Source organism: Rothia dentocariosa ATCC 17931, assembly GCF_000164695.2.
Taxonomy (GTDB): domain Bacteria; phylum Actinomycetota; class Actinomycetes; order Actinomycetales; family Micrococcaceae; genus Rothia; species Rothia dentocariosa.
Genome location: NC_014643.1, coordinates 895,517 through 921,095 on the forward strand (window position 1 = coordinate 895,517; position 25,579 = coordinate 921,095).

The 25,579-nt window shown below is 49.4% G+C and carries 21 protein-coding genes; 2 read left to right on the forward strand and 19 right to left on the reverse strand.

Annotation, left to right across the window (positions count from 1 at the left end; genetic code table 11):
- Positions 1 to 96 precede the first annotated feature (96 nt).
- Complete coding sequence (locus HMPREF0733_RS04000) at positions 97 to 1,065, forward strand: MIP/aquaporin family protein (RefSeq protein WP_013398103.1); 969 nt, start codon at positions 97 to 99, stop codon at positions 1,063 to 1,065.
- A gap of 155 nt (positions 1,066 to 1,220) precedes the next feature.
- Here the strand turns inward: HMPREF0733_RS04000 and HMPREF0733_RS04005 are convergent, their stop codons facing one another.
- The 5 genes from HMPREF0733_RS04005 to HMPREF0733_RS04025 all read right to left on the reverse strand — a co-directional run bounded on the left by HMPREF0733_RS04005 (position 1,221) and on the right by HMPREF0733_RS04025 (position 6,160).
- Complete coding sequence (locus HMPREF0733_RS04005) at positions 1,221 to 1,844, reverse strand: VanZ family protein (protein ID WP_244864838.1); 624 nt, start codon at positions 1,842 to 1,844, stop codon at positions 1,221 to 1,223.
- A gap of 390 nt (positions 1,845 to 2,234) precedes the next feature.
- On the reverse strand, positions 2,235 to 3,005 hold the full coding sequence (locus HMPREF0733_RS04010) for an SDR family NAD(P)-dependent oxidoreductase (RefSeq protein WP_041321633.1): 771 nt from the start codon (positions 3,003 to 3,005) through the stop codon (positions 2,235 to 2,237).
- Between the two features lie 143 nt (positions 3,006 to 3,148).
- On the reverse strand, positions 3,149 to 3,673 hold the full coding sequence (locus tag HMPREF0733_RS04015) for a histidine phosphatase family protein (protein ID WP_013398105.1): 525 nt from the start codon (positions 3,671 to 3,673) through the stop codon (positions 3,149 to 3,151).
- A 15-nt stretch (positions 3,674 to 3,688) separates the two neighbouring features.
- Positions 3,689 to 4,585, reverse strand: coding sequence for an AvrD family protein (locus HMPREF0733_RS04020; RefSeq protein WP_013398106.1), 897 nt, complete (start codon positions 4,583 to 4,585; stop codon positions 3,689 to 3,691).
- Between the two features lie 120 nt (positions 4,586 to 4,705).
- The gene (locus HMPREF0733_RS04025; RefSeq protein ID WP_041321635.1) at positions 4,706 to 6,160 is read right to left on the reverse strand and encodes an FAD-dependent monooxygenase; all 1,455 of its coding nucleotides are present in this window, start codon (positions 6,158 to 6,160) and stop codon (positions 4,706 to 4,708) included.
- Positions 6,161 to 6,495: 335 nt separating this feature from the next.
- On the opposite strand from HMPREF0733_RS04025, the gene HMPREF0733_RS10730 reads away from it, so the two are divergent.
- Positions 6,496 to 7,209 carry a thioesterase II family protein gene (locus tag HMPREF0733_RS10730; RefSeq protein ID WP_168160884.1) on the forward strand — a complete coding sequence of 238 codons (714 nt, stop codon included), beginning with the start codon at positions 6,496 to 6,498 and terminating at the stop codon, positions 7,207 to 7,209.
- Between the two features lie 20 nt (positions 7,210 to 7,229).
- On the opposite strand, the gene HMPREF0733_RS04035 is transcribed toward HMPREF0733_RS10730, so the two are convergent.
- The 14 genes from HMPREF0733_RS04035 to HMPREF0733_RS04100 all read right to left on the reverse strand — a co-directional run bounded on the left by HMPREF0733_RS04035 (position 7,230) and on the right by HMPREF0733_RS04100 (position 25,568).
- Positions 7,230 to 7,853 carry a 4'-phosphopantetheinyl transferase family protein gene (locus HMPREF0733_RS04035; RefSeq protein WP_013398109.1) on the reverse strand — a complete coding sequence of 208 codons (624 nt, stop codon included), beginning with the start codon at positions 7,851 to 7,853 and terminating at the stop codon, positions 7,230 to 7,232.
- A gap of 150 nt (positions 7,854 to 8,003) precedes the next feature.
- On the reverse strand, positions 8,004 to 10,934 hold the full coding sequence (locus HMPREF0733_RS04040; RefSeq protein ID WP_080556860.1) for a type I polyketide synthase: 2,931 nt from the start codon (positions 10,932 to 10,934) through the stop codon (positions 8,004 to 8,006).
- Positions 10,927 to 11,190: an acyl carrier protein gene (locus tag HMPREF0733_RS04045; RefSeq protein ID WP_013398111.1), complete on the reverse strand. Its 264-nt coding sequence runs from the start codon at positions 11,188 to 11,190 to the stop codon at positions 10,927 to 10,929. The genes HMPREF0733_RS04040 and HMPREF0733_RS04045 overlap by 8 nt, the downstream gene beginning before the upstream one ends.
- Before the next feature lie 9 nt (positions 11,191 to 11,199).
- Positions 11,200 to 12,912: an acyl-CoA dehydrogenase family protein gene (locus tag HMPREF0733_RS04050; RefSeq protein ID WP_013398112.1), complete on the reverse strand. Its 1,713-nt coding sequence runs from the start codon at positions 12,910 to 12,912 to the stop codon at positions 11,200 to 11,202.
- Between the two features lie 11 nt (positions 12,913 to 12,923).
- Entirely contained in the window at positions 12,924 to 14,639 is a 1,716-nt protein-coding gene (locus HMPREF0733_RS04055; RefSeq protein WP_013398113.1) for an acyl-CoA dehydrogenase family protein, read from the reverse strand.
- Positions 14,636 to 16,360 carry a fatty acyl-AMP ligase gene (locus tag HMPREF0733_RS04060; protein WP_013398114.1) on the reverse strand — a complete coding sequence of 575 codons (1,725 nt, stop codon included), beginning with the start codon at positions 16,358 to 16,360 and terminating at the stop codon, positions 14,636 to 14,638. The genes HMPREF0733_RS04055 and HMPREF0733_RS04060 overlap by 4 nt, the downstream gene beginning before the upstream one ends.
- A gap of 1,137 nt (positions 16,361 to 17,497) precedes the next feature.
- Positions 17,498 to 17,947, reverse strand: a complete 450-nt coding sequence (locus tag HMPREF0733_RS04065; RefSeq protein ID WP_013398115.1) for a fluoride efflux transporter FluC — start codon at positions 17,945 to 17,947, stop codon at positions 17,498 to 17,500.
- Entirely contained in the window at positions 17,935 to 18,498 is a 564-nt protein-coding gene (locus HMPREF0733_RS10735; protein WP_013398116.1) for a fluoride efflux transporter FluC, read from the reverse strand. Before HMPREF0733_RS10735 ends, HMPREF0733_RS04065 begins: the two co-directional genes overlap by 13 nt.
- Positions 18,499 to 18,627: 129 nt before the next feature.
- Complete coding sequence (locus HMPREF0733_RS11370) at positions 18,628 to 19,923, reverse strand: MMPL family transporter (RefSeq protein ID WP_244864839.1); 1,296 nt, start codon at positions 19,921 to 19,923, stop codon at positions 18,628 to 18,630.
- Positions 19,808 to 21,304, reverse strand: a complete 1,497-nt coding sequence (locus tag HMPREF0733_RS11375) for an MMPL family transporter (RefSeq protein WP_013398118.1) — start codon at positions 21,302 to 21,304, stop codon at positions 19,808 to 19,810. Before HMPREF0733_RS11375 ends, HMPREF0733_RS11370 begins: the two co-directional genes overlap by 116 nt.
- Entirely contained in the window at positions 21,297 to 21,998 is a 702-nt protein-coding gene (locus HMPREF0733_RS04085; RefSeq protein ID WP_013398119.1) for a TetR/AcrR family transcriptional regulator, read from the reverse strand. The genes HMPREF0733_RS11375 and HMPREF0733_RS04085 overlap by 8 nt, the downstream gene beginning before the upstream one ends.
- Positions 21,999 to 22,126: 128 nt before the next feature.
- Positions 22,127 to 23,692, reverse strand: coding sequence for a sensor histidine kinase (locus HMPREF0733_RS04090; protein ID WP_013398120.1), 1,566 nt, complete (start codon positions 23,690 to 23,692; stop codon positions 22,127 to 22,129).
- Between the two features lie 85 nt (positions 23,693 to 23,777).
- Complete coding sequence (locus HMPREF0733_RS04095; protein ID WP_004005894.1) at positions 23,778 to 24,521, reverse strand: response regulator transcription factor; 744 nt, start codon at positions 24,519 to 24,521, stop codon at positions 23,778 to 23,780.
- A 183-nt stretch (positions 24,522 to 24,704) separates the two neighbouring features.
- Entirely contained in the window at positions 24,705 to 25,568 is an 864-nt protein-coding gene (locus HMPREF0733_RS04100) for a hypothetical protein (protein ID WP_013398122.1), read from the reverse strand.
- Positions 25,569 to 25,579 lie beyond the last annotated feature (11 nt).

Here is a 25,579-nt window from a genome sequence, read left to right on the forward strand (position 1 = left end):
CTTTATCCCAAAGTATTGCTATTTCGAGCTTCATCACGTCTTATAGAAACACATATAAAACCAAATATTCCAACATAAACACAAGCGGAGGGTTCCGTGCACACCATCAGCCCCTACCTCGCCGAATTCCTAGGTACACTCATCATGTGCACTATCGGATGCGGCGCCATCGCCACCGTCGAGCTGCGACGCTCCAAAGGGCACGGCGATAACTTCTTCACTATCGCCTTCGGCTGGGGTTTTGCCGTAGCCTTCGGTGTCTACGCCTCACACCCGTATTCCGGCGGGCATCTGAACCCCGCGGTCTCGGTAGGGTTGGCGGCTTTTGGCGAATTTGATTGGGCTAAGGTTCCCGGGTATGTGATCGCCCAGCTTCTTGGAGCCATGGCAGGCGCAGGGCTGGTGTACCTGAACTACCTGCCGCATTGGAAGGCCACCGCCGATCAGAAAATTAAGCTCGGCGTGTTCTCCACAGTTCCCGCCATTCACAACTACTTCACGAACGCGCTCTCTGAAATTATTGGCACGTTCATGCTCGTCTTCTCGGCGCTGTACACCGGCGTGAACTTCAAGCCCACGATTACCACCGGCGGTGTGGAACTCTCCCTGAACCTCAACGATGTGCTCAAACCCCTCGCCTTCGGCTTCATGGTGGCTGTGCTCGTGGTCGGGCTAGGCGGGCAGACCGGTTACGCCCTAAACCCAGCGCGCGATCTGGGGCCGCGCATTATGCACGCTCTGCTGCCCATTCACAATAAAGGAGCCTCACGCTGGTTCTATTCGTGGGTTCCCGTCTTTGCCCCGCTTGTGGGCGGTTTTATGGGAGGAGCATTCTTCAAACTCTATTACGAGAGTGAGTTCACTCTCTGGGTTGTCATCTCGTCGGCATGCGCCATCGCGCTTTTAGGGTTCGCGTATTGGGCAAATAGCCACCTGTACCGCGCACCCAGCGCCGAGGTGATTCCACAAGGCGAAGACACCCAGGCGACGGCGGCGAGGGCTGCGGCGACCTACACCGCGACCGGTTCCATCCCGATTATCGAGAAGCGAACCTATCAGCAGTAGGCTCAGACTAAGTTCGGGAGCGAAAAGTTGCAGCGGGAACGTGTCCTTCTGACTCGTTACCTCGTCAGCTTCGGAACGTTATTAGGTGCCTCGCACGCTCGGAATAACGTCCCTCAGCGACTGCAACTTTTCACTCCCAGATTCTCGATGTACCCTTACCCGATATGATCCGGCAGGTGGCGGTAGCGCATCCGACGGCGGATCCGACGCCACACAAGCACAAGGAGCGCACCGATCAGGGCGCCGACGGTGTTGTTGATAATATCGTCCACGTCGAAAGTGCGGTATGCGCAGGGCACCAAGCCCCAGTTGCCGCTCAGCTGGCTCAGTTCGATGAAGAGAGACAGCCCGAAACCTGCCAAGGCTGAGGCACGCAGACCCCAGCGCAGGCATCCGGCGGTAAACAGCCCTATAGGAATAAACAGGCCGATGTTAAAGAAGAGTTGGGCGAATGCCCGCGAGGTCGCGCCGCCGGTTCCCGGGGTTTGCAGCATCTGGAATGCTTGAATCCAGCTCCAGCCAGCATAGAGGCGTGGATAGTATAGCTCTGAGTGGCATTTTCCATCATCCACCCCGATGGGGGTGAGGGTCAGAACCAAAACCACCGCCAAGAATAGTGAAAATATGCCGGTGATGATATAGTGCCGGGCTGTCAGCGACGATCCCGCGCGGCGAGCGCGCGTTCTCATCAGAAGAAAACCGAGGGCAAAAAGAGCGAGGGTAGCGCAGATGATTTCAAGACTAACCGTCCCCATCTGCTCCGATAGTAGTTTCCTCATCCACATTCCTCGTCAATAATGTACAGCGTCTATAGGCAAGCCGTGAGTGGTAAAAACTCGCCTACCACCAGTGTAAAGCTATTGGGGCAACATCCAAGAACCGGAGCTTCACACGCCGCCGAATGCGCCCCTCACCTGTGCTGCACCCCACACTATTCAGTGCTCTCGTAAGCACATTAATTGTCTATCCTCTTCAAAGGTAAATCCCGTCACTCTTAGAACTGTTTAGTTCCAGAAGTAAATTAGCATCCTAATTTATAAAACCATAAACCTCTATAGTGAGTTTTATTCTAAAGTATTTTATCAACATGTATCGGGGGTACTTCACACTCGTTATGTGTGAAGTACCCCCGATACGTACAGCAGAGACGACTCTGCCCCAATTTCGCGCTAGCGACGGAAAATCCTTTCAACAGCTTCTAACATAATACGTGTGGGAATTACTCGTGTAACAACTCGTGCTACAAAAGCATTTTGTAGCCCATCCACAAAACTGGGCTTATTAGTCTTAAGGGCGCGCATCGTGTTATCAAGAACCTGTTTTGTGGATCGCAACTTGCCGACCTTACCGACGACAATACCGCCGTCAGGGCTCTCAAAAAATGAAGTATCTGTGGACCCGGGGCACACAGCAAGTACTCGGATACCATCATTTTTTGTTTCACGCCAGAGTGCCTCTGTGAAAGATAGTACAAAAGATTTCGTAGCACCATAGACTGCCATATGTGGCATAGGTTGAAAAGCAGCAGTTGAAGAAATATTGATAATAGTTCCATGGTGCCGTTCACGCATCGTCGATAGGTACCGTGCCGTGATCCCTACAACCGCTAAACAGTTCAAACGTACTTCTTTTTCCAAACGTTCAGGATCGTCATCCGCAACATCACATTGGGTACCAAATCCAGCGTTATTCACAAGTACATCAATTTCTAGGCCCGCCCTAGTAGTCTCATTCCACAAGCGTTCGGCAGCATCGAACTCAGAAAGATCAAGCGGGATGGTAGTTACCTCAATTTCGTGTTTGGTACGCATCTCATCCGCAAGAGCGTTGAGCTTATCTTTATTACGCGCCACCAGAACAAGATCATGCTTCTGAGCAGCATAACGACGAGTAAATTCCTCGCCAATACCTGAGGATGCACCAGTTATAAGAGTAGCCATAACTTTTCCCTTCCATAGTTTTTTGAACAATCTTAGACTGTACCGCATCTACAGCATGTCAGAATATAGGAATTACCTAAGAGTGAAATATACTACGACACTAGAGTTTTTTTATTTGCAGAGTTATAACCAAAGTAAACTTACTACTTCTCAAATTCATAAAATTCTGCGGTTCCTACAGACTGGTGAGACTTGTTGCTTACAGCCGCTGCTGCTTGCGTCCATGCACCATGCACCACAACAATGGAAGGTTCACCTTGCTGGTGGAGTTGTGCCAAGAAGCTCTTGGTACGAGGCATCATATCAGCGATAGATTCCCCTCCTTCCGGAGGCCGATAAGTAGCGGAAAATGGATCTACACCAGCTTGACGCACTAGATCCATGGCTTCATTTTGAGTCAAACCTTCATATTTTCCCAGGTTGCGTTCAGTAAGCCGTTCATCAACATGCACAGGAATATTAAGGATGCTCTCGATCAGTTCAGCAGTCTGCTGGGCACGAACTAACGGCGAAGTATAGATCCGTGCATATACCCCTTGCGGTATTTTTTTTGCAGACTCTATCACGGCGTCTTTCCCCTCAGAATCTAATGGAGGGTTACTTACGCCCTGCAAACGTTGCTCTCGGTTCAAATGCGTTTGGCCGTGACGGAAAAAAAGGATTTTCATGGTACTCCTTTGAGATTATTGATGCGGGAGAACATGCGCTATGGAATACTCGCAATCAACGTTGCATCCACTACCATGCCCGTTATAGATACTGAGTTTCTCCTCTTTCACAGGAAGTAACAGATGCTCGTCAGAGACCACATCCGCCTTCAAAAAAGAATCTTCCCCTAAACTTTCGCTGACCCAACCTTCATACTTACGCATCCAAAGTGTATTGCTCTTTTCTCTTGGGATTCCGTCTAACATTGCCATGAGAACCTGTCCAATCTGAGAACAAGCAATAATATTCGCAACAAGGAGTGATTCTCCTGGCAGAGAATTAATAGGTTCAGCTATTTCAACGGTGGCAGTAGCACGCCCCGCAGCTGGATCTATAACCACATCAGTAAGCCCAATCTTAGGCGTCGCTTCGGATATTATTGCCGCAGAGTTGGCGTGATTTTCACCGGCTTCAACTCGATAGTCGGCTATTGTGTACATGTTGCCAATCTGCACTCTAGCTTGGATTGCACGATCTTCGATCGCCAGCTCGCCAGAGACTGGCATATTGTTAAGATCCTCATCGGGTGCGGATCCCGCACGAACCATGACATGCGTAATGTTGATTATTTCTAGTTCAGAGCAGAAACCAGCTTGAAACGCCTCATCATAAAATTTTCTCCCAAGCTGAGCTAGCATGAGAACAGCATCAATAGTGCTCAAATGAGGTATACGTTGCTTACCCCGTCTTTCTCCCCAGGAAGTCACATAATGTACGCTTGCCTTACCAGAGATACCCCATGAGCCATCCCACCTTGGAGTAAATTGAACAGATATATCCTGCTGAGCGGTGCGATAAATCGCACCGAAAAAACGAGATGAAGATTCTCCAAGAACCTCGTCAATCGTTGCCGCCGTAGTTATATTCGTCATAACGGTATCTTTCTACTCTGGGAACCAAATCTAACTGACTGCATTTTCCAAGTAGACAGTTGAAGACAGAAAATAAATTGTGGCTTACTATGCTATAACAACGCAGATACAGCCTATTTTCTATCGCTTCCATCCCAGTTCAGTGAATGTATCAGCAGACAAATTACAAGGATCAAGACGAAGCTGGAGATGTTGATCTGGACGGACTATAAAGGCCTCACGGCCCTGCCCTATAATGCTGGTAAAACGCGGCTCTAAAGCAGTATCTGCAAGGTCAATAATCTGGAAGTAAGCGGGAGCAACTGAGCGAATGCGAGCTACTTCTTGACGCCATTGTTCAGCGGAATAAACAGCACCCGGTGTCAAAAGAACCGATGGAGCCGCAGGATCATATCCATCTCGATAACGCAAAACTGACTCGGGCAGCGGGGGAATACGAATACCATCTTCCCCATAGCAAACATCAAGCTGAGCCATCTGTCGTGGAGAGGGCATACCCATACCAGGAGCTTCCGCTTGAGCATTTTCATCGACTTGCGCTGTCTGAGCACGTGTCCAAGCAAGAACACCATCCACATGAGAGCGACGCTCTTTGTCATACTCGTCGAGGGAACTTTGATCAAGGTGTCCCAAAAGGATATGAGCTAAACGCCATCCCAAGGCGACAGCATCCTGGAACCCTGTATTCATACCCTGGCCCGATGCTGGAGTACTCAGATGTGCGGCATCACCCGCTAAGAGGACTCGTCCAGACCTATACGTAGAAGCTTGTTTCACAGATGCCTGAAATTGCGCTGCATACCGAACACGGTTAACTTGACCTGATATATTCATTTCTTCAAGCAAATCTTGTAGTGTTTCGGTCACAGAATCTACACTCTCAGGTGTAAATGCGCTAGTCGCAAACCGGAAAAGATCCGGACCAATGGGAGCTATCGCCAACCTCCCTCGCATCCCGAAATAATAGCCTGCCTCATTCGCCGGTAACCCACTCGCATAAGCGTCAACAAGAGTGAAAATAACTGGGACAACTTCACCGTTGAACGAGATATTAGACTTCTCACGAACCGTAGATGAGCTTCCGTCAGTGCCTATTACCCACGCAAATTGACGCTGATCGAGCGTACCATCTGAACGCCGAAGTGTTACCTCAACCGCATGATCTTTTTGTTCGAGATCAACAAGTTCTGTTCCTCGATCGACAAAAACACCAGACTGTCGCAGATGTTGTTCAATAGCCGTCTCCGTTACTGGTTGCGGCATAGTGAGAGCAAAAGGATACGGAGTGTCCACAAGGTCTGAGAAATTATATGATGCAATAACCTGGCCATCACGATGAAATTTACCCGCTTGCACCTGGCGTGCCTGTCTCGCCAAAATGTCAGTCAGACCAAGACGAGCAAGAAGTTCGAGAGAACGCGGCCAAATAACATTAGCTTTACTATGCCGAGTATATTTTTCTCGCCGATCAATGATCGTGGCTGTCACACCAGCTCTCGCCAGCTCGCTTGCTACCACAAGTCCTACTGGACCTGCTCCCACAATTAGTACATCAAAATTTTCTACGTCTTTCACATTGGCTCCTTTTAAGTATAGCAAGGGTCAAAATTTCATTAAAAAATTCTAGAAATTAATGAACACTCATTATTCTAGAATTTTTATTTATGTCATGTCAAGCATTTTTCAATAAAAATCAAAACCAAAAATAAGATATATATCACACTTGATTATGCGGCAAGTAACCAACACGTAGGTGCATAAACACTGCTAGTATTTTTATAGAGCTCATTTGACTCAACAAAACAGTCAAAAAAGTGAAAAATTAAATTTAACTAAACTATAAATCATAAATTAATTTGCAAGGTTGACTATCAAAGTAAATTGATGCACTAAGTATTGGGAGGGTCGCAGTGAATAACGTGAGAAGTAATCTAATTTGCTTGCACCACGCTGGCGGAAGTGGATCTACTTTTAATACATGGAAGCACATTGGGGAAATAAATGGTGTTAATGTTATAACTCCTTCAATGCCGGGAAGGGCAGAACTATACAAGGAAAAAATTATAAGATCTCCTAAAGAAGCAATTCAATGGATTTTGGAAGAAGTCTGGGGGAAAGTTAACGGAGATTTTCATCTTTTTGGCCACAGCCTTGGGGGGCAACTCGCTTTTCATGCTGTTTCCGCAGCGGTAGAATATGGCCTACCTCTCCCTACAACGGTTCACATTTCCGCTGCTCGACCGGGAATTAAGAATACTCACCGGCCAATAGATGCCCAAGCAGTTACAGATGAGGAAGCACTTCATCTCCTAAGTACTCTCGGAGGTGCTACCGAAAAACAACTTGCAAACCCCCTGTGGCTACAAAGAGCTCTCCCCTTATTGCGAGATGATCTCACGCTGAGCCGACGATTAACCGCCTGCCAGGGAAAGTATTTCCCCGGTCACTTGAACCTGTACGGTGGGACCGAGGATACCTTTGTACCTGTAGAGCTCCTTCGAGGTTGGGGTGAGATAGCAGACTCTATTCATTTAAAAACATATGATGGTGGGCATTTCTATCTGCATGAGACTCCTACAGCAGCCGAAGATATCATACGTACCATCACTCATACCAAGCCTTAAATTAGGCTTTGACAGAATACTTATCTACGCTCCGGAACAGTCCAACATAACCTATACATGTCTTGAGTTGAGTAAACTAATTCACGGATCCCAAGGCTATTGAGACAGTACTTATCGCGTATAAACTCACGAAAATCGGTGGCTAGACCCGTGCCCATGACTTTACTCATAGCTTCCTTCGCAAGCCACATATCGAGTAATTCATGACGTCGTGCCTCACCATGGAGCAATTCCACTGTCCTCTGCTCTGTCATCGAATAGCATCGCTGAACGATCCCATACCCTTCGAGATCCCGATTTTGAAGCTCTACATCAACCCCAATTGGACCTATACGACTTGCTGCCGCAACCATAAGTCCGGGGGTATGTGCAACGCTCACCCAAATATCTTTCGAGTTCAGTATCTCAGGTCGTTTATTAGGGCGAGATGGTGCAAGTTTCGCATCCTCAGCACCAATCTGGTTGAGAACTTCGTATAGAACTTGACGAGAGATAACGAATTGATGCTTGGCTTTTTCTGAGATAATCCCTAAATACCGTTCTCTATCTTCACAAAGCACACGATGTTCCACCCAGCTGGCAGGATCCTTCGCCTCATCTTCACACGCAACCACAATTTCTTCGGAAACATGCAGGATTTTCAACAGGTCTCACCACTTTCGGCAGCACACACAAGAAACCTCTTCCAGCCCTACGTTCATATCGTGTTTCGCCTTCTCAATGACCTTTTCAAGGGGTAAACCGGTTGACACGGGTATGCATTTTCCCATGCCAACCGATATTTTTCTTCCCCTCTATCTCGTCATGCTTGCTCTAAGTTCACCGTGATGTTCCCGAAGCAAATATGTAACGAGGTCTTGCGGAGTCTGTGCTTGGTCAACCAACAATCGAATATCGATCTCAATTCCAAATTCCGAATCTGCCATAGACACAAGCTGAACTACCATAATAGAGTCAAAGAAAAGATCCTCAGCGAGCCGGGAAGTTAGATGCACTTTTTCCGGAGGGTGACCGCTAATTTTAGCCACATTGGTGAGTATCCACTCTTTAAGGAAAGCAGGTTCTTGGCTCAAATCATCGTCTGAGATCTCAGAAAGTGTATCCGATGAGATCCCATGAGATGCTGTTATTCCTTCTTTCCCTTGCCGCTGGCCCACATACGAAGCAGTACGCCAATAATGCTTCGAGGTGTCAAAGACGTATCCGGGAACCTCGACTGAAGTTCTCTCATCGCTCCAGCCGACTTCTCCTGTCTCAACCATGACACGAGCCAAGACGCGGTATAAGTCATCAGCTCCCGCACTTTCCCGTCCAAGGGTAAGTACTGGAGTATCGCTCAAACGACCTGTACGGATCGAACTTGCCAAAACAGGACGGGGCGTAATTTCTACGATGAGATCCGATACTGGTGCTACCTCGGGGAGCTTATAGAACTGTACCGGTTCACGCAGATGACATATCCAGTAGGCAGCATCAAGACGGTCGTCAGCATCAAGAAAGCGTCCAAGACGAGACGAATAGAAAGGAACCTTGGGCGTTACCGAATCAAATTCTAAATCATCAATAGATTCCGCAAAATCTTGAAGAACGGGATCAACGTGCGAGGAGTGAAAAGCGCGCGTGCTATCAAGCTCAACGCTATGAATACCCGCTTCTTTCAGCCGTGCGGACAGCGCACGTAAAGATTCCCTCGGGCCCGAAAGAACACAGCGATCTTTACGATTACGAACAGCTAATTCAACATCTGGGAACTCCATCAGGTATTCTGAAGGATCACCCATAGCAACAGCGAGCATACCGCCATGTGAACTCATAGCGGCACATGCCTCTCCTCGTGCACGTACTAGGGATCCTGCAGTTTTGAGGTCCATGACCCCTGCGATAACTGCAGCTGAAATTTCGCCAAGACTATGTCCCGCAACCCAGGTAGGTTGGTGTCCCATATCTTTTAAAGCAAAGGACATCGCAAGCTCATGGGCAACAACCGCCGCTTGGGCATATAGAGGCTCATGAGTCCACGCATCGTCGTTTCCTTGCATAAGGTCTCGAAGACCCGGCAAGATATGACCACATATTTCGTCAAGACGAGCTGCGTAGGTAGGTGATGTCTCAGCAAGATGCTTTGTCATACCTGCGTACTCTGTTCCCTGCCCGGCGAAAACCCATCCAGATCTAAACTGCCCACGGTCCATTCTCTTCGAGGACCAGGCCACGGCTGGCGAGGTTTCCCCCTGTGCCACATTCGATAGCGCATCAATAAGTGAGGACCGTTCTTCTGCAACCACCGAAACTCGGTGAGCTCCCATCGACTGGGTGCGCCGTAATGATGCACAAACATCACGTATTGATGATGACGTTTCTTGAAGATAGTCAGTGATATGTGCTGCATTCCGGCGTAACGATTCATCATCCGGAGCACCGAGCAGGATGACAAGTGGTTCGTTTGTCTCATCATGATGCGGAGGCTTTGGCGCTGCCTCAAGAACCACATGTGCGTTAGCACCTCCCAGCCCAAAGCTACTTACACCAATACGCGGCTGTTGGTCTGTAAGAGGGGTAGGTTCTTTAAGAAGTTGGATCTGCTTATCGTGTAAGCGCAGTGCAGGATTTTCTTTCGTAGCATGGCGGCTAGGTGGCAGAATATTTTTTTCAAGACTCAGAACCGCCTTAGCAACTCCTGCAAGTCCTGCTGCGCCTTCAACATGCCCAATATTCCCCTTGACAGAACCAATATATAAGGGAGTATCGCGTTTGCCGGAAAATACATCTCCTAGAGCATTCGCTTCGATCATGTCGCCAAGAATTGTACCTGTTCCATGACATTCCACCGCAGAAATTGATTTCGCAGAAATTCCACCATCTTCAAGGGCTCGAGTTATTACCTGAGATTGAGCTTGACGGTTAGGAGATGTTAGACCATTACTGCGCCCATCATGGTCTACTGCACTACCTCGGATGATAGCGCGCATACGAGGTAATGCCTTTTTGCTACCATCGACCGGACACGGACGTAAATACGCAGCGACTACTGCCTCACCACGCACAATGCCGTTTGCTTCGCGGCTAAAGGGTTTACATTCACCATCAGCAGCCCCAATCCCTGCAATAGCGTAGAATCTGTGCATCGCCGGAGTCATAATAACGTTTACACCCACAACGATGGCTTCGTCACAGTCTCCTGCTTGAATCGCGCGGCGAGCACTGTGCAGCGCAAGCAGAGATGACGAACATGCAGAATCTACAGCCATACTAGGGCCAGTCACCCCAAGTACATAGGAAATTCGGTTGGCAATCATGCAGTATCCGTTGCCAGTACCAAGTTGGGGGGTCATACTACTAGGATCTGTAAGGGTAATCTGTCCCCACTCATTACCCATGACTCCTACGTAAACTCCAACCCTGCGACCAGCGAGAGTGTGTGGGTCTACCCCCGCATCCTCTACAGCTCTCCACGCTACCTCTAGCGAGATTCTCTGCTGAGGATCCATGGCTTCTGCCTCAGCAGGGCTGATTCCAAAGAAACTTGCATCGAAACAACTTGGATCTTTCATCAGTCCTGCTCTGTCTCGTGGAGTTTCAGAATCGATAGGTTCCCATCGCTGATCATCAACAGCTCGTATTGCAGAAGATCCGCCGAGAAGGCTCTGCCACAGCTCATCTAGAGAATCCGCACCAGGAAATCGTCCATCAAGGCCGGCTATTGCGATATCAACCGTTTTAGTCATGGTTTAACCTCTGAACTAGTTCTTCTGCGAGTGCTTCAATGGTTGGATGATCCCATGCGATAGTTGGATCTACCTCAAGTTGGAACGAATCCTCAATCTCACCGCAGAGGGCAAGTGCGTACACTGAATCGAGTCCTAGCTCAGCCAGAGGGCGAGTGGTGGAAATGTCCTCTTTCGGCCTATTACCATATGTGGCAACACGGTCGATAAGCCAAATTTCCACATCTTTTTGGGTGTACTGTGTCGAGTTTGTCATGATAGCTCCTTATGTGAGAGTAGTGTGTTCTTGCGGGAAAATGGGTTCGTTGCTCAACCGCATTGAGCGATGCTGTTCGAAATTCTTGATGAGGCGTTCGACAGCCGACTCCCGTATAGCTGCTGGGGGTTCTGGGGCACCAAGTCCAAGACGGTATGCGAGGCGTCTAATGCATAGTTCGAACCATACGAGGGATGCTGGCTCCTCGCGTGCTTCTGAGGTAGCCCACTGGCCGATGACAGCGCCTGTTGCCATGAGTAGGGTGGCTTCTCGCGCCATCTCGAATATGTCATTATTTGCTGTGACACTGAACGAGGTCAATGGTTGTTCTGTAATCTCACTACGCAGCTCGTTCCAGCGTTTCTCAAGAGAGGTGAGAACTTCTGCACAGTCGGGAGTTACACGAGCGATAGTTTCCTTAGTTGCTGAGTCAGATAACCAGGGTGTAAGGGGATCAGGTCCCCCCAGGCTGAGGCGCAACGTTTTGAAGTCAAGATCTCCACAGGCATTATCGTCAAAGAGGTCTCGATTCGTATCTGGAATTTTCCCTCGTGCCCAGCGTGGCAGTGCACCCAAAACAGCAAGAATGCATGATGTACCGCCTGCGTGTCCTATAGGAAGGACTCTCAGGTCCCGCACGAATTTCTCAATGATTCCATAGGGGGAGACTCGTCCGTAAAAGGTTGATCCGAAAAGTACAGACAAGGCAGAGAGCCCATCCTCTAAAACATCCGGAACTAATGCCTTGCATGCGGCAGACAAAAGACCGGATGCATTAGGGTCAACGTGCAGGGATCGCACAGCGGCATTTGCGAAAATATCTGCAATAACTAAATCTGCAAATGCAGATGCTATGAGGTCACGTGCATGTGGGAGGTCAAGGACTCGACCACCGTAGAGTTTACGATCGGAAGCATACTCAACCGCAAAGTATAAGGAGGCATCAAGTGTTCCCACAGCAAAAGCAGGTAAAACAGCGCGCGTCACCTGAAACGCTCGTAATGCGGTTTCAACAGCTTCACCACGGCGACCAATAATCGCTTCTTCTTTGACGTTCATGCCGTCTAAATGGATGCCATTCAAAAGTACTGTTCGCATGCCTGAAGTAGTATACCGATTTTGGAAGGTACCATTCTTATCTAGGTCATGCCGCTCTGTGAGAACGAGGGTATGAGAGCGAGCTCCGTCCAATTCGCTTGAGCGTGCCATAAATAGCACCTGCTCTGCACGCTCAATATTGTTAATAACTTCCTTACTGCCAACTAGCTGACTACCTACGTTATCACTAGTTTCAAGCCTAAATTCGTTATGTAAAAAGTCATTACCATGTGCAAGCTCATGGAATCCAATAGCAATCCGTCCCTTATTAAGAAGGGTTTTTGCAACCTTAGCTTTTTGCTCTGGAGAACCAGCAGTCCACACATTTACACCTGACATAAGGGATGTGAGGCCAAAGCTGAGGGCCAGGCTAGGGTCGCGACGGAACACAGGCATAAGCCGCTCAACTAACTCTCGGGTTGATCCCCAGCGTCCACCAAGAGAACGGGGCACAAACTCATCGTTTGCTCCCCAACTCATCAGTATCTCTTCTCCTTCTGGGTTGGGGTGCCCAGCGTTATCAAAGTTTAGAACGGTTTCATAGGAGAATGTTCCAGGTTGAGTAGGATTTCCTAGCACATGTTCCAAATTAAGAAGTCTGTTATCTGTAGATCGTGATGTCATGGAGTAACCTCCTAAGCATTGATGTGTGGTGTAAAAGCCGATATACAATATCCGGGAGAAAGCTGTCGCCATTGATCAAGAAGGCGATACGCGGATTCTCTTTCTCGCTTCGTCTTATTCCGATGCTTCCGAGGTAACGATGCACGTTGAGGATTGAGCATTTTAATGAGTCTTCTCAGGGCCATTGAGGCTATTCCTGGATCAGACCATAGGTTCTCGCTCTCGCAAGTAGCTACTTTTTCTAAAACTGCTGAAGCCGCCAAAAGCACGGTGAATTCATGTGCTAGACGGAATCCTTCTGGCTCAGGGTTTCGAACAGGACGCATTGCTTTTGCTTCTTCAGCTAGGGCTTCAGCTCGTTTAACTAAGATGACTGCCATGTCTCGCCCTGTCCCGTCTAAGGCGTCAGAAGCACGATTCGCGCTATCTGTGAGGGACGAGAACATCGTGGCTCCGCCTGTGGTCATTAACATAAGACGCTGATAATTAAGTGGAGTATTATTCTCAGCAGAGATCAAAGATTCAGGCGTTGCTTCGGGTAAAGGTGCCTTGTATCGTACAGCTCGTGGTAGCTGTTGCACAATGGAATGCAGGTTTACTACCGAATTACCATCAAAAATTGAGACGACTCGGTTGTCTCGTACGGTTTTCTGGACATGCCCAAGTTGCCCATCGGCTAGGACAGCACGAGCACCAATAAACCGAGTAATGCGCACCATAATATCGTCCACAATATGCGGAACGAGATACTTCACAGAGGGACTTATCACTGAGGCTTCAGACGGATTGAGTTGAAGATGACGCGCACCCATGACCGACATAAGTTCAGCGATCGCTAGGTCCACTGCGACATCGGCCAGCTGATCTTGGGCAGCGGGCAGATCTAGTAATATATGGCCCATAGTATTACGACCAGCTGCAAATTCAAGCGCCGCAGATAATCCTGAATCTGCCGCACCCAGCGAGAGAGCAGTGCAAAGAGGCCGTGTGACCTGTAAACATCTGAGCACGATCTCAAGACCGTCTCCCGGTGCTCCAATAAGTCTGCCTTGAGGTATCTTAGTATCGCGCAGGGTAATACCGCTGATGTCTGCACCTCTTATCCCATGTGTCTGGATTTTTGGAAGATACTCCCATGTCCCTTGAGCTTCTTCTTTATCCATGTAGAAAAGTGACAGAGAACGAGGCCCTGGTTCGTCACCAGTTCGCGCCAGAATCGTCAAAGCGCGACCCCGTGTAGCATTATTAATCATCCACTTCTCACCGTTCAGCGCCCATCCGCCGTCTGATGTTTTACGTGCCATCACGGATGTTGAGAGCAGATCGCTACCATGCCCACGTTCCGTCAATCCCCACGAGATACTTTCGCCTGCTAATGTATGCTCGGCGACTCTCGCGGCTGTCTCATCAGATGCCGAATCCCATGAGCAGACCGCTCCCAGAAAGGTCTTTCCGTGTCCTATAGCTGCTGTAAGATCTCGCCGAGCGACCGCTCGTACAGCCATCATTACGTCTGCAAAATCATCGGTTTTTCCGCCACGCGAAGTGGGTACATAACCCTTCTGAAGCCCTGCGGCAACAACTGCCTGAAATTCTTCATGCGGAAACAGGGATTCCTGGTCTAGAGCTACGCTACGGACAAATGAGATAGGAGCATCTACATCACGAGGGTTTCCCAAGGCATCTTCAATCTCACATGCAAAGCTTTGCTGTCGCTTTGTACTCATTTTTCTCCTCTATCTCCTGCTGCCATGGATTCGCGTACTTTCCCGCGCTGAACCTTGCCTGAACTTGTTTTGGGCAGAGACCCACGGCGACCAAATTTGATAGTTACGTTGCCAACGCCAAAACGATCCCGTAATACTTGGGCAAGTTCTTGGCGTAAAGGCTCTGTGTTCTCTCGCAGTTTTTCTGGAGTTAACTCGATAACAATTCCTATACCATCATCCAGTTCAAAAGCTGCAGCGGTACCAGATGCTCCTGAGCCGATAGCGTCTAAGGCACTTTGTTCTACGTCCTGTGGGAAGATATTGCGGCCACGCAGAATAATGACTTCCTTCGCACGACCCGTAACAAATAACCTGTCATCGATAAATGTCCCAAGATCACCTGTCCGCAGATAGTCTGCATCTATACCATCAATCCGTGCAGCGAAATCCTGTGTTGTACGCTCCCTGCCACGGTATCCTCGTGATACCCAAGGCCCTCGAACCAGAATTTCACCGACGGTACCCTCCGCAACTTCCTCCCCTGTATCGGAAGAAACTATACGCACATCCGCCTGTGAAGCAGGAACCCCGCAGGAAACAAGCGTAGTAGCATCATGCCCTGCTTCAGCAGGTCTAACCTGGCCTTCTGAAAGTTGATCGCGGTCTGCTTTAAGTATTCGCGGGTATCCATCAGGCTCGTCCCCTGTAATAAGGAGAGTAGTTTCTGCCATACCGTATGCAGGTCGGAATGATGCAAATCTGAAACCCAGCGGTGAAGCCAATTCATCAAAAACACACATTGATTCCCACCGTACGGGCTCAGATCCTGTAATAGCGATTTTTAACGAAGAGAGATCTAACCCCTTAACCTGTGCCGGATGTGTAAGCCGCGGGACAAAAGCATAAGCAAAGTCTGGTCCTACAGTCATCGTCGCACGACGTTCAGAAATCATCTTGAGCCAGAGATAAGGACGCCTGAGAAACTGTGCGGGTGAGGTGAAAACAAGAGAGCACCCCACAGTCAGGGGGTGGAGAAACATGCCGATGAGCCCCATATCATGATAATGAGGCAGCCACCCAACAGCTACATCTGATACATCTGCTTTAGTTATTTCGAGTATTGAAGCTTGATTTTCAAGGAGATTCCGTTGTGTAATCTCAACACCTTTTGGATTTCCAGTAGACCCTGAAGTGTATTGCAGAATTACAAGGTCATCTGGTTCCGTGTTGGGCATACGCCATGTATCTGCCGAAATTTTAGATATCGTATTGGGCTCAGGAAGACACCAAGCCACATTATCAACATTAGCCATTAAGCAGGTTTCCCATCCAGGTTTATCACAGAGAATAAATCCTCCTGGAGACTCTTCCAAAATGAGCTGCAGACGCCGTGCAGAGTGCTCATCATCGGCTACAACAAGCGGAATAGGCGCAATTGCTAAACCTGCATGCAGTGCTCCCAAAACTGCGCGAATAAAATTTATGCCTGGGCTAAAAGCTAATACTACCGTAGTGCCTGGACGATAGCCTTTTTCAGTTATCCAAACTGCGATGCGGCGAGCATCTTCTGATAGTTCTGCATAGTTCCACCGAATCTGTTCTGTTGGACCGTTCCAAAACTCTATCCAACTTTCGGTAGCTTGCTGATCAAGCTTTGCAAGAATATGCTGAGTGAACGTTCTAGAGGAGTAAATTTGGTTCTTCACATTGTCCTCAACGGGTAGGGTTAAAACACCCACGGTGTCCCCCTTTTGGTTATCGGCGTTATAAGATCGTAATCATCTGATACCAGAGGCTTGCAGCATGTACACAATTCAAAAATTGCGATTCACGCCCCGGGTGCGATGTACATACTAAGGAGGATACGGTTGGGGACGATTCTTAAACGCCCATACAAGGGAATTCTTTATCACAGAGTGTCCACTACTGGGTTGCGTAAATTTACGCAGGCGTAGGCTTTTCGCATCACAAATATGATCTAGTCTCTTATGGAAACAGGAAGAATGATTTTCAAAGTACGATATATATACGGCACATCTGTAGTATGGGACAAAATTTTCAAGCGGAACCCTTCTGCCACTATCACCGAAAAATGTTACCAACAAAATTAAATATCTACATGTAAACTTTTTATATGTAAAATTAATATCCGCTTCAGATCTAGAAACGTAAAAATAGAAATATATGAACACTGAAAAATCAATGTTCGATTTTATATTCAACTCACCTACCATAGAAGCATGGGGCTCCGAAAGCAAAATATTTCTAATATAACCTCTCACAGAAACCTCCTTGCACGCACTTAAAACTCAAACTTTGTAGACATTTATATAGAAAACCTCCATATATAAATGTTGCTTGAATCACTGATGGTTATTTTCAATACAAACTCTAGATCTCAATTAAGAGCATACCTTAAATAACTCACGAAGCAAGGGAACTTTAATATCCTGCAGTAAATTTTTTACACCAAGAGGATCCATAAAATATAACTAGTATCATCAAGCTTCAAAGATGTCTAGGGTATACATAGAACAAGTTTCTATAATAAAGAAAATAAATATTTTAAATATTTTATACGTAAAATTTATATTTTACCAAAATTGAACAATATGCAGGATAGGTATACTGAGCAAAATAGAGGATTATACATAAAGAAAGAGTTAGCTATTTATCTGGGGTATCTTTCTCATTAAAATAGCTCATGCACCACAGTATGTATCAGTTACTCTACTGGTTGACCTCTACCTATTTGTTTAGTGAGTTACTAAACCAAGAGTTTCTATGAGGTGGAACTTCTTCAGATATCTGGAGTCAGCCTGCACAGGAGTTTATAGCATGCTAAGTAGAAAGATTCTACTCAAAATTCTGATTCTCTAGAAGAAAATATCGATAGGGATGATGGGTGCTACGTCGTCCCCCAGCAGCAAAACGAAGCAGAGCGTGCCCGCGAGCGCCGCGAGAACTGCCCCGATAACCTGCACGAGCCAGAGCATCAGGAATTTGGCCCGTTTGCCTTCGCGGCGTGCCGTAAGCGCTTCGACCATCGCGGTGGAGAAGGTGGTGAACCCGCCGAGCAGGCCGGTGGTGACGGCGGTGCACCAGAAGATAACGGATCCAGAGGCACCGTAGTGAATATCGAGCGCGTTCGGGTTGGCGACCGGCATAATCAACAGTCCGTAGAGAAATGACCCCACCAGGTTAATCACGAATACGGGGCTGATGATGGAGCGCTCGGTGCGCAGACGAGGCGACATTTTGACGTCGAGAAAATACCTGGTCATTGCCCCTAAACCGCCGAGCAGAAAGACCGTTAGCGAGAACACGATGAGTCCTCCCGAGCGCTGGCATGGCGTGCCTCCCAGCGGGCGGCAATTTTTCCGCCCATGAAAAGACCCAACCCTGCGGCCGCTAAACCGCCGATAAAGAGCACGGCAAGACTGAGCAGAACGTACCACCCGTGCACCGTGTAATTAATAAATACCGCCTGCGAGGTAACCGCCGCGATGGACGAGTAGGTGGTGTATCCACCCATCATGCCAGCACCGAATAAGAAACGGAACGGGCGCACCGCATCCTCACCGTGTATGCGGGCGTGCGATGCCCACAGGGCAGTCAGAAGCCCCAGGGTGAAGGATCCGATCAGGTTCGCAGCAAGCACCCCGCCGGGTGTGTGGATGCGACAGAAGGCACCTATGCCTCCTCCTAAGAAAACCAGCAACGGCGCGGGTATGCGGTTCAAGTATGCGGCGAGCGTTCGTCTTTCTGCCATCGTGCGGTGCGCCCCTTCGATGCGCTCGGGGTGAGAACTCGTGTTCTCGCGGCGATCCCCTACTTTCACCTTAGACCACGGAAGTACAAAGACGTTAATGGGCACGTTTATGTAGCCTACCGCTCATCACCTAAAAAGCGCGAGCAGGTCTTTTTTTGCTCCGACAAGGTAGGATTTTCCTACCTGCTCGGCACAATACGACCTGCTCGCGCGGTATGCGGTATCAGCTAGCGGTTATTCAGTTTTCTTCTTCGCCCAGGGAGTCTCAATGTTTGATGCATCGATATCACTAGTTAAATCAGCAATACCGCTGGTTTTAGTCGAGTCTTTATGCTCCAGCTCTTCCAGAAGGGTTGCGCCTTCCACATCCATATTCGGAACGAGCTTATCGAGCCACTTCGGCATCCACCATGCCTTCTCTCCCAATAGAGACATAATCGCTGGTGTTATAGTCATGCGAACCACGAAGGCATCAACCAGCACACCGAAGGCAAGACCGAAGCCGATGGGGCGAATCATTGAAGATTCGGCGAAGATAAACCCGCCGAACACCGAGATCATGATGATCATCGCGGCAACCACCACACGTACCGCATGGTTGTACCCAGCGACGACGGCGGTCTTCGCGTCTTTACCGTGCACATATGCTTCACGCATGCCGGAGACCAGGAACACCTGGTAGTCCATCGCCAGGCCGAAGAGGATACCGATCATCAGGGTGGGCAGGAACGCCAGGATCGGGCCGGGATCGTGCACCCCGAAGAGAGACCCCATGAAGCCCATCTGGTAAACCGCAACCACGGCACCGAAGCTTGCCAGAATCGAGAAGAGGAACCCGATCGAAGCAACCAGCGGCACCAGAATCGAACGGAACACGAGAATCAGCACGATAAACGAAAGGCCCATGACGACTGCCAAATACAGCGGCAATTTTTGCGCCAGTGTATTGGAGATATCGATGTTGCCGCCAGTCAGTCCGGTCACGCCCAGACGCACATCGGTGCCCTGCACATTGACGTCCACCTGGCGCAGCTGCTCAACCAAGTTCACGGTTTCAACCGAGCTCGGCCCATGTTTGGGGATCACTTGGAATATCTGCAGGGTGTGATCATCAGTTTGCCCCATAGGAACTGCTGTCTTTACATTTTCAGGATCTTTCGCCTGAATTGCACGAGCAATATCAACCTGTGCCTGTTCAACCTGAGCATCTGTCATCCCAGCAGGAGTATGTGCCACTGCAACCACAGGACCACTCAGACCTTCACCAAATTTATCCTTAACAATCTGGTATGCCTGATACTCAGTGCTCTCAACCGGAGAACTTTCTGCTGAGGGAAGACCCATGCGCATCTGACCCATGGGAATAGCGATAGCCCCCAGTGCCGCCACACAGAGCAGAATGGTAACCACAGGTTTAGCGAGCACGATGCGCAGCCAACCGTGTGGAGTAGCCTCGCGCTTTTCCTTCTCGGCGTGATGTGCGGTGATCTTCTCGGGAGTATTGACGGATGCCCATGCCTTCTTCGACATGACCTTGCGACCGATCAGCGAGAGCATAGCGGGGGGTTAAGGTCACCGAAATCAACACGGCCACGAATACGCACAGTGCCGCAGCGTCGCCCATGTACCCTAGGAAGGGGATGCCGGTGACATTCAGAGCGAGCAGGGCGATAATCACGGTTGCGCCCGCAAATACCACCGCGTTACCGCTGGTGCCGTTAGCAATCGCAATAGATTTCCGCAGCGGCATGCCGTCCATCAGGTTAGACCGGTGCCTGTTGAGGATAAACAGCGAGTAGTCGATGCCCACCGCAAGACCAAGCATCATGCCCAGCATATAGGTGGTTGAGCTCATATCGACTAGGGTGGAGAATGAAAGGGTTCCCAGAATACCTATAATTACGCCCACCAGCGCCATGATGATAGGTAGCCCGGCGGCAATAAGAGTACCGAGCATAACGATAAGCGTAATGAGTGCCACTGCAATACCGATGATCTCACCAATACCCATACCAACATCGGGAGATTCAGCAATGCGTTGGTCAAAGTTAACGACAAGCCCCTTTAAATCCGCAGCACGGACCTTTTCCATCAGTTTATCTTTTTCAGCCTGGGGAATCTCCGAATTTTGCATTTTAAAGAAGACTCCGGCGGCTGCGGTAGACCCATCTTCAGAAACCATACGAGCGCCGCTCATTAAATCAAGGAGCGCAGACTTACGAGCAAATTCTTCTTGCTGATTAGGAAGGTTCTTTTCAGCTTCTGCTAGCTCAGAGGCTTTACCATCCAGCTCTTTTTGAGTTTCGTTTATCTGGGTCCGCTGCGCATCCAGCTGTCCCTGTTGTGAGCCCAGCTGCTCACGCATTGATTCCAAAGCGCCAGATGCTTGAGCTTGTTCACGTGCTTCATCGAGTTGTTTTTGTGCTCCTTCAAGTTGCGCCTTACCATCATCCAGTTGCTTCTGGCCGTCTTCAAGCTGTTTCTTACCGTCGGCAATTTGTTGTGGTGCTGCCTCCAGTTGAGGCTTACTCTCTTCAAGCTGTTTCTTACCATCAGCTATCTGCTGTTCAGTAGCAAAAGGATCAAGAACACCGTCAACAGCTGAAATATCTCCTTTAAGACTATTCAGCTCATCTACAAATGCCTGTTTCTGTTCCTCAGTAATAGCTGAACCATCACCAGTTTTAACGATAATCTGCCCGGTGCCACGGTTAGCATCAGGGAATCGCTGAGCAAGCTCGTCGGTAAGACGCTGGGTTTCGGTTCCGGGCATCGTAAGGGTGGTCTTCAGCTGCCCGTGGAATGCGCTATAGCTACCGGCAACACCGGCAATAACAAGCACCCAGATAGCAATAACCGCCCACGCCCTGCGTGCGGCAAAGCTACCTATGGAATATAGCCACTTAGCCACTATGGTTCTCCTCAAATGTCTCTGTATCGGTTGAGTAATGGTGTGCGTATTTGCCGTCGATTAGCTCTTCGACATAGTCAAGACAGTGTTTTATGTTTTTCCGCATTTTTTCGGCATTTTCGGGCGGCTGTGGGTTACCTTCGGCGTCGTAGAAGGAGGCCGCGATTCCCTCGCAGATGGCAGAGGCAATGAGGTTCCCGAAGATTGCGATGCGCATCCGCGGTATGTCCTGTCTCTCCTGCCACAGCTTGTCAATGACCATCTCAATGGAGTTCAAATAGGAGGTTGAGCTGTACTCATTGAACTTATTATCGAGAGCGTAGTCGTGAAGGGCGAACAGCAGCCGAGCGTGGGGTTCTACGTGCTCGGCAAGGCGTTCGGTGGTGAATGCGGCACGCACACCGTTGAGCATATCCCGCTCGGGATGCGCTCCTCTGGGGGTGCAAAAGTCGGGGATGACCTCAAAAATACGGCGCAGATACTCGTTCAGGCGTTCAACGACGACGGCTTCAACCGAGGAAAAATGGTTGAAGATGGTACGCCTGGATACACTGGATTCTTTGGCGAGCGCATCCGCCGTGAGTGCCTTAAGACCGCCTGCGAGCACAAGTTTTTCTGCCGCATCCATAATGGCGATGCGGTTCTCGGCTTTACGCACGGAGCGTTTATCTACAATCTTTTGGGCAATACACACAGTTATTACACTAAGTGCAATATTGCACCAAGTGCAACTATTTTTTGTGTGAACTCAGACATATTTCTGCACTCAGTGCATATTGTTTGAAAAGTCTCTGCTCGCCAGAAAGCCCCAAATCAAGCGGTCTATGAGACCGAAACCCCCTGCCGGATAAGCGGAAGACGTACCGAAAATTCGGTTCGTCCGGGGCGACTTCGCACAGAAATCAGCCCGCCGTGTACCTGCACGATCGCCTGCACGATTGCCAACCCAAGGCCAGTCGTCCCGTCAGAACCCGAACGCGCCTTGTCTGCCCGCGCGAACCGGTCAAAAATCTTGGGCGCAAACTCTGGGTCAATTCCGGGACCATTATCCACAATGGTCATAAGCGCTTCACGCCGATCCGCAGATACCCGCAGCCCGGCAATAACGGTCGTACCTTCATCCGTATGTTTGCGCGCATTAGAGAGCAGATTCAAAATAACCTGCTGAATCTGCGAGCGATCCGCGATCATCTCAACCGGTTCATCCGGCACATCCATGCGCCAGATATGGTCGCGTGCCGCCGCCTGCATATCCGAAACGCTCTCGACAAGCAGCTCGGTTAGGTCGATGTTCTCAAACTTCGGTTCACGCCCTTCATCCAGGCGCGCCAGCAACAGCAGGTCTTCCACAAGACGCGACATTCGTTCGGTCTGCGAATCGATGCGTGCAAGCGAGGACTGCCCGCCGTCGGCGAGAGGCTCCGTCCACCGCAGCATATCGGAATAGCCCTTAATGGCAGCCAGCGGGGTGCGCAGCTCATGGGATGCATCCGCAATGAAGGCACGTATCTGCTTTTCGGTACGTTCACGCACGTCAAGAGCCGAACTCACGTTATCAAGAAGCTGATTGAGCGCATACCCCACAGACCCCACTTCAGTGCGGGGGTTCGCATCCTTGGGGGTCACACGCACTTCGGGAGCAATAGTGTCAGATTCCAGATTGAGGCGCGCCACCTCAGTCGCCACACCGGAGACACGCTCTAAGGGCTTCATCGTTCTGCGAATTACGAACGAACCCAAAAAGCCGGTACCGATCATCACGGCAACCGACCCAATACCCATTGTGATAGAGAGCATGGTAAGGGTCTGATACATTGCCCCCAGCGGCACACCGGTGATAAGCGCGTCTGAAGAAGGCCCTGGTGAGGAAACCTTCACCATGTATTTACCAACGTCAAGGTCCACTTCGGTAAGCTGGCTATCTTGATTTGCAGTGCCTCGAAGAGCATTCAGAGTCGCGCGGTCTTTGTCACTGAGCTCCTTGATACTGCCGTCGGCACTCAAATACCCCGAGAATTTATATTCACCCTGTCGATCGACGCAAAGATTAATGGTTCCGGCACCCTGGCCCGGCGTATAAAGAGGGTTTTTCGGATTAGATTTATCGAGGCATTCAAAACCATGACCACTGGGAGAATTATTGGGATTGGCAGCGCGATTCGCAGTTTCTTTGAGGGTACTGCCAATTTGCGCCCGCAGAGAGTTCTGCAGTGTGGCATAGGTTGAGACACTGGTAATAAAACAGGCAATTCCTAGAGCCGAAACAAGAATAAGAATAAGCCGCCTGCGCAGATGCGGCATTGGGCGTATGGCGGTTTTATCCCGTTTTTTTCGACTACCCTGTGGGGGCTGTGTCTCGGGAACACTGGGAGCTTCCACAATGGTCACAGACTTCACCCCTTCCAGGATATATTACTAAATCGGAATATAAGAATATATACACCTTGACTAGGTGTTTTACATAATCAGAGGCTTAAACTGCCGGTCGAATTACATAGCCAGCACCGCGTACCGTATGGATCATAGGTTCACGACCCACATCAATTTTCTTCCGTAGATACGAAATATAAAGTTCCACAATATTCGCCTGACCACCAAAATCGTAATTCCAGACATTATCCAAAATCTGGCTTTTAGAGACCACGCGCTTCGCATTTTCCATCAGATACCGCAGCAGGTCGAATTGGGTTGCCGTGAGAGCGATAGGTTCACCTCCACGGGTAACTTCGCGGGTATCTTGGTTGAGCACCAAATCCCCCACAACGAGTTCAGCATCGTCAATAGCGGCAACACCCGAACGCTGCACCAGTCGGTGCAGACGAATCATAACCTCTTCCATCGAAAACGGCTTGGTCACATAGTCGTCGGCACCGGCGGCAAGTCCTTCGATGCGGTTATCCACCGAATCTTTCGCGGTCAAGAAAAGGCAAGGCACTTCGGGATAAAACTTCCGGATGCGGTCCAACAGTTCCAGGCCGTCGAAACCGGGCATCATAATATCAAGCACCAGCACATCGGGGCGCCAATCGCGGGCAATAGCTAAGGCTGCGGGTCCATCACCAGCCGACTGCACCTCCCACCCGATCATCTTCAGGCCCATGCTGACGAGTTCTTTGAGCATCTCCTCATCATCGACCACTAGGGCACGAATGGGGCTGCCGTCTGGATGTTCGAGGGTCGGCAGGTTTTTAGCGATTTCGGTTGCTTTGCTGCTCATAGTGTTAAGGGTAGCGGTATTTAAACGCCTGTGTAGGTTTAGCGGCTGCTTTTCGAGCAGAACATAAAATATACATGCCCCGCACACAGCCTGCACACAGTATTCCTAACCCGCCAGTACAAGGATGCCCACAAAAGTGGGTGACGCGCGTTAATCCACGTCACCCACATTATGAGGAATTATTTAGAGGCGAATACCGCTTGGTACTACTGTACGAGCCTGAAGCGGCACAACACCGCCGCCGCCGGGAGAGCCATATCCGTTAACACGGGATGGCGTGGCTGTTTGGGCATCCGAGAAGTCTTCATCCCGAATCTCTCCTCGATCAGTGATCTCGGTGAGTATTTCTTTATCCCGGTCGCCCACCCGTATCTCTTGGGGAAATATTTCAATCCATGAGCCGTTAGAGCAGGTCATGACTTTTACTTCCCGGTCTTTAATATACCGATAGGTGCCGTCCGCGTTAACGTATGTTTCTTGTCGGGTTCCATACCCGTAATTAGCTTCGGTGATTTCCTGCCAGGAACCGTCAGCATGCAGTTCTGCGCTGTGACTCTTTGTTTTCATGGTCCAGGTTCCATCAGCTTTGACTTCCCCATGTTCATCGCCGCGCTTATCGTAGATCCATGACCCATCGGATTCGTTGACAGTGGTCCATTTCTTATCTTTGCTGTCCACAGATTCGGTGGATCTGGGGCGGGGCTTACCTGCTTTGTTATCGTCAGTCAGTGCTATCTCTTTTTCGCTGATACTCTTTTTCTTGAGTGCTTCAAGGTCTGGGTTTTTGCCGGATTCGTGGCTCGGGCAGGTGATTGGAAACTTAACGTCCCGCATAAAATCAAGACCCCGTGCCTTTTCCGGGTGCTCCAAAAGTTCAGATACTTCAATCTGCTGCCCAGCAGACGAGGTGTTCGAGCCGGAGGATGATGCCGCAGCATGCGAGCTTTGGGGTGAGGAATTATTGAATGAAGATGCGGTTCCTGATGAACACGCACCCAGGGCAAAAACCAGAGCAGTGCCCAAAGAAAATAGAGAAAGTCTACGCATTAAAAGTCCTT

What these genes read in the sequence shown, in the direction of transcription:
- HMPREF0733_RS04005 (WP_244864838.1), bottom strand. Translation starts at nt 1,844, where the DNA reads ATGAGGAAACTACTATCGGAGCAGATGGGGACGGTTAGTCTTGAAATC.
- HMPREF0733_RS04010 (WP_041321633.1), bottom strand. Translation starts at nt 3,005, where the DNA reads ATGGCTACTCTTATAACTGGTGCATCCTCAGGTATTGGCGAGGAATTT.
- HMPREF0733_RS04015 (WP_013398105.1), bottom strand. Translation starts at nt 3,673, where the DNA reads ATGAAAATCCTTTTTTTCCGTCACGGCCAAACGCATTTGAACCGAGAG.
- HMPREF0733_RS04020 (WP_013398106.1), bottom strand. Translation starts at nt 4,585, where the DNA reads ATGACGAATATAACTACGGCGGCAACGATTGACGAGGTTCTTGGAGAA.
- HMPREF0733_RS04040 (WP_080556860.1), bottom strand. Translation starts at nt 10,934, where the DNA reads ATGACTAAAACGGTTGATATCGCAATAGCCGGCCTTGATGGACGATTT.
- HMPREF0733_RS04045 (WP_013398111.1), bottom strand. Translation starts at nt 11,190, where the DNA reads ATGACAAACTCGACACAGTACACCCAAAAAGATGTGGAAATTTGGCTT.
- HMPREF0733_RS04050 (WP_013398112.1), bottom strand. Translation starts at nt 12,912, where the DNA reads ATGACATCACGATCTACAGATAACAGACTTCTTAATTTGGAACATGTG.
- HMPREF0733_RS04055 (WP_013398113.1), bottom strand. Translation starts at nt 14,639, where the DNA reads ATGAGTACAAAGCGACAGCAAAGCTTTGCATGTGAGATTGAAGATGCC.
- HMPREF0733_RS11370 (WP_244864839.1), bottom strand. Translation starts at nt 19,923, where the DNA reads ATGTCGAAGAAGGCATGGGCATCCGTCAATACTCCCGAGAAGATCACC.
- HMPREF0733_RS04095 (WP_004005894.1), bottom strand. Translation starts at nt 24,521, where the DNA reads ATGAGCAGCAAAGCAACCGAAATCGCTAAAAACCTGCCGACCCTCGAA.
- HMPREF0733_RS04100 (WP_013398122.1), bottom strand. Translation starts at nt 25,568, where the DNA reads ATGCGTAGACTTTCTCTATTTTCTTTGGGCACTGCTCTGGTTTTTGCC.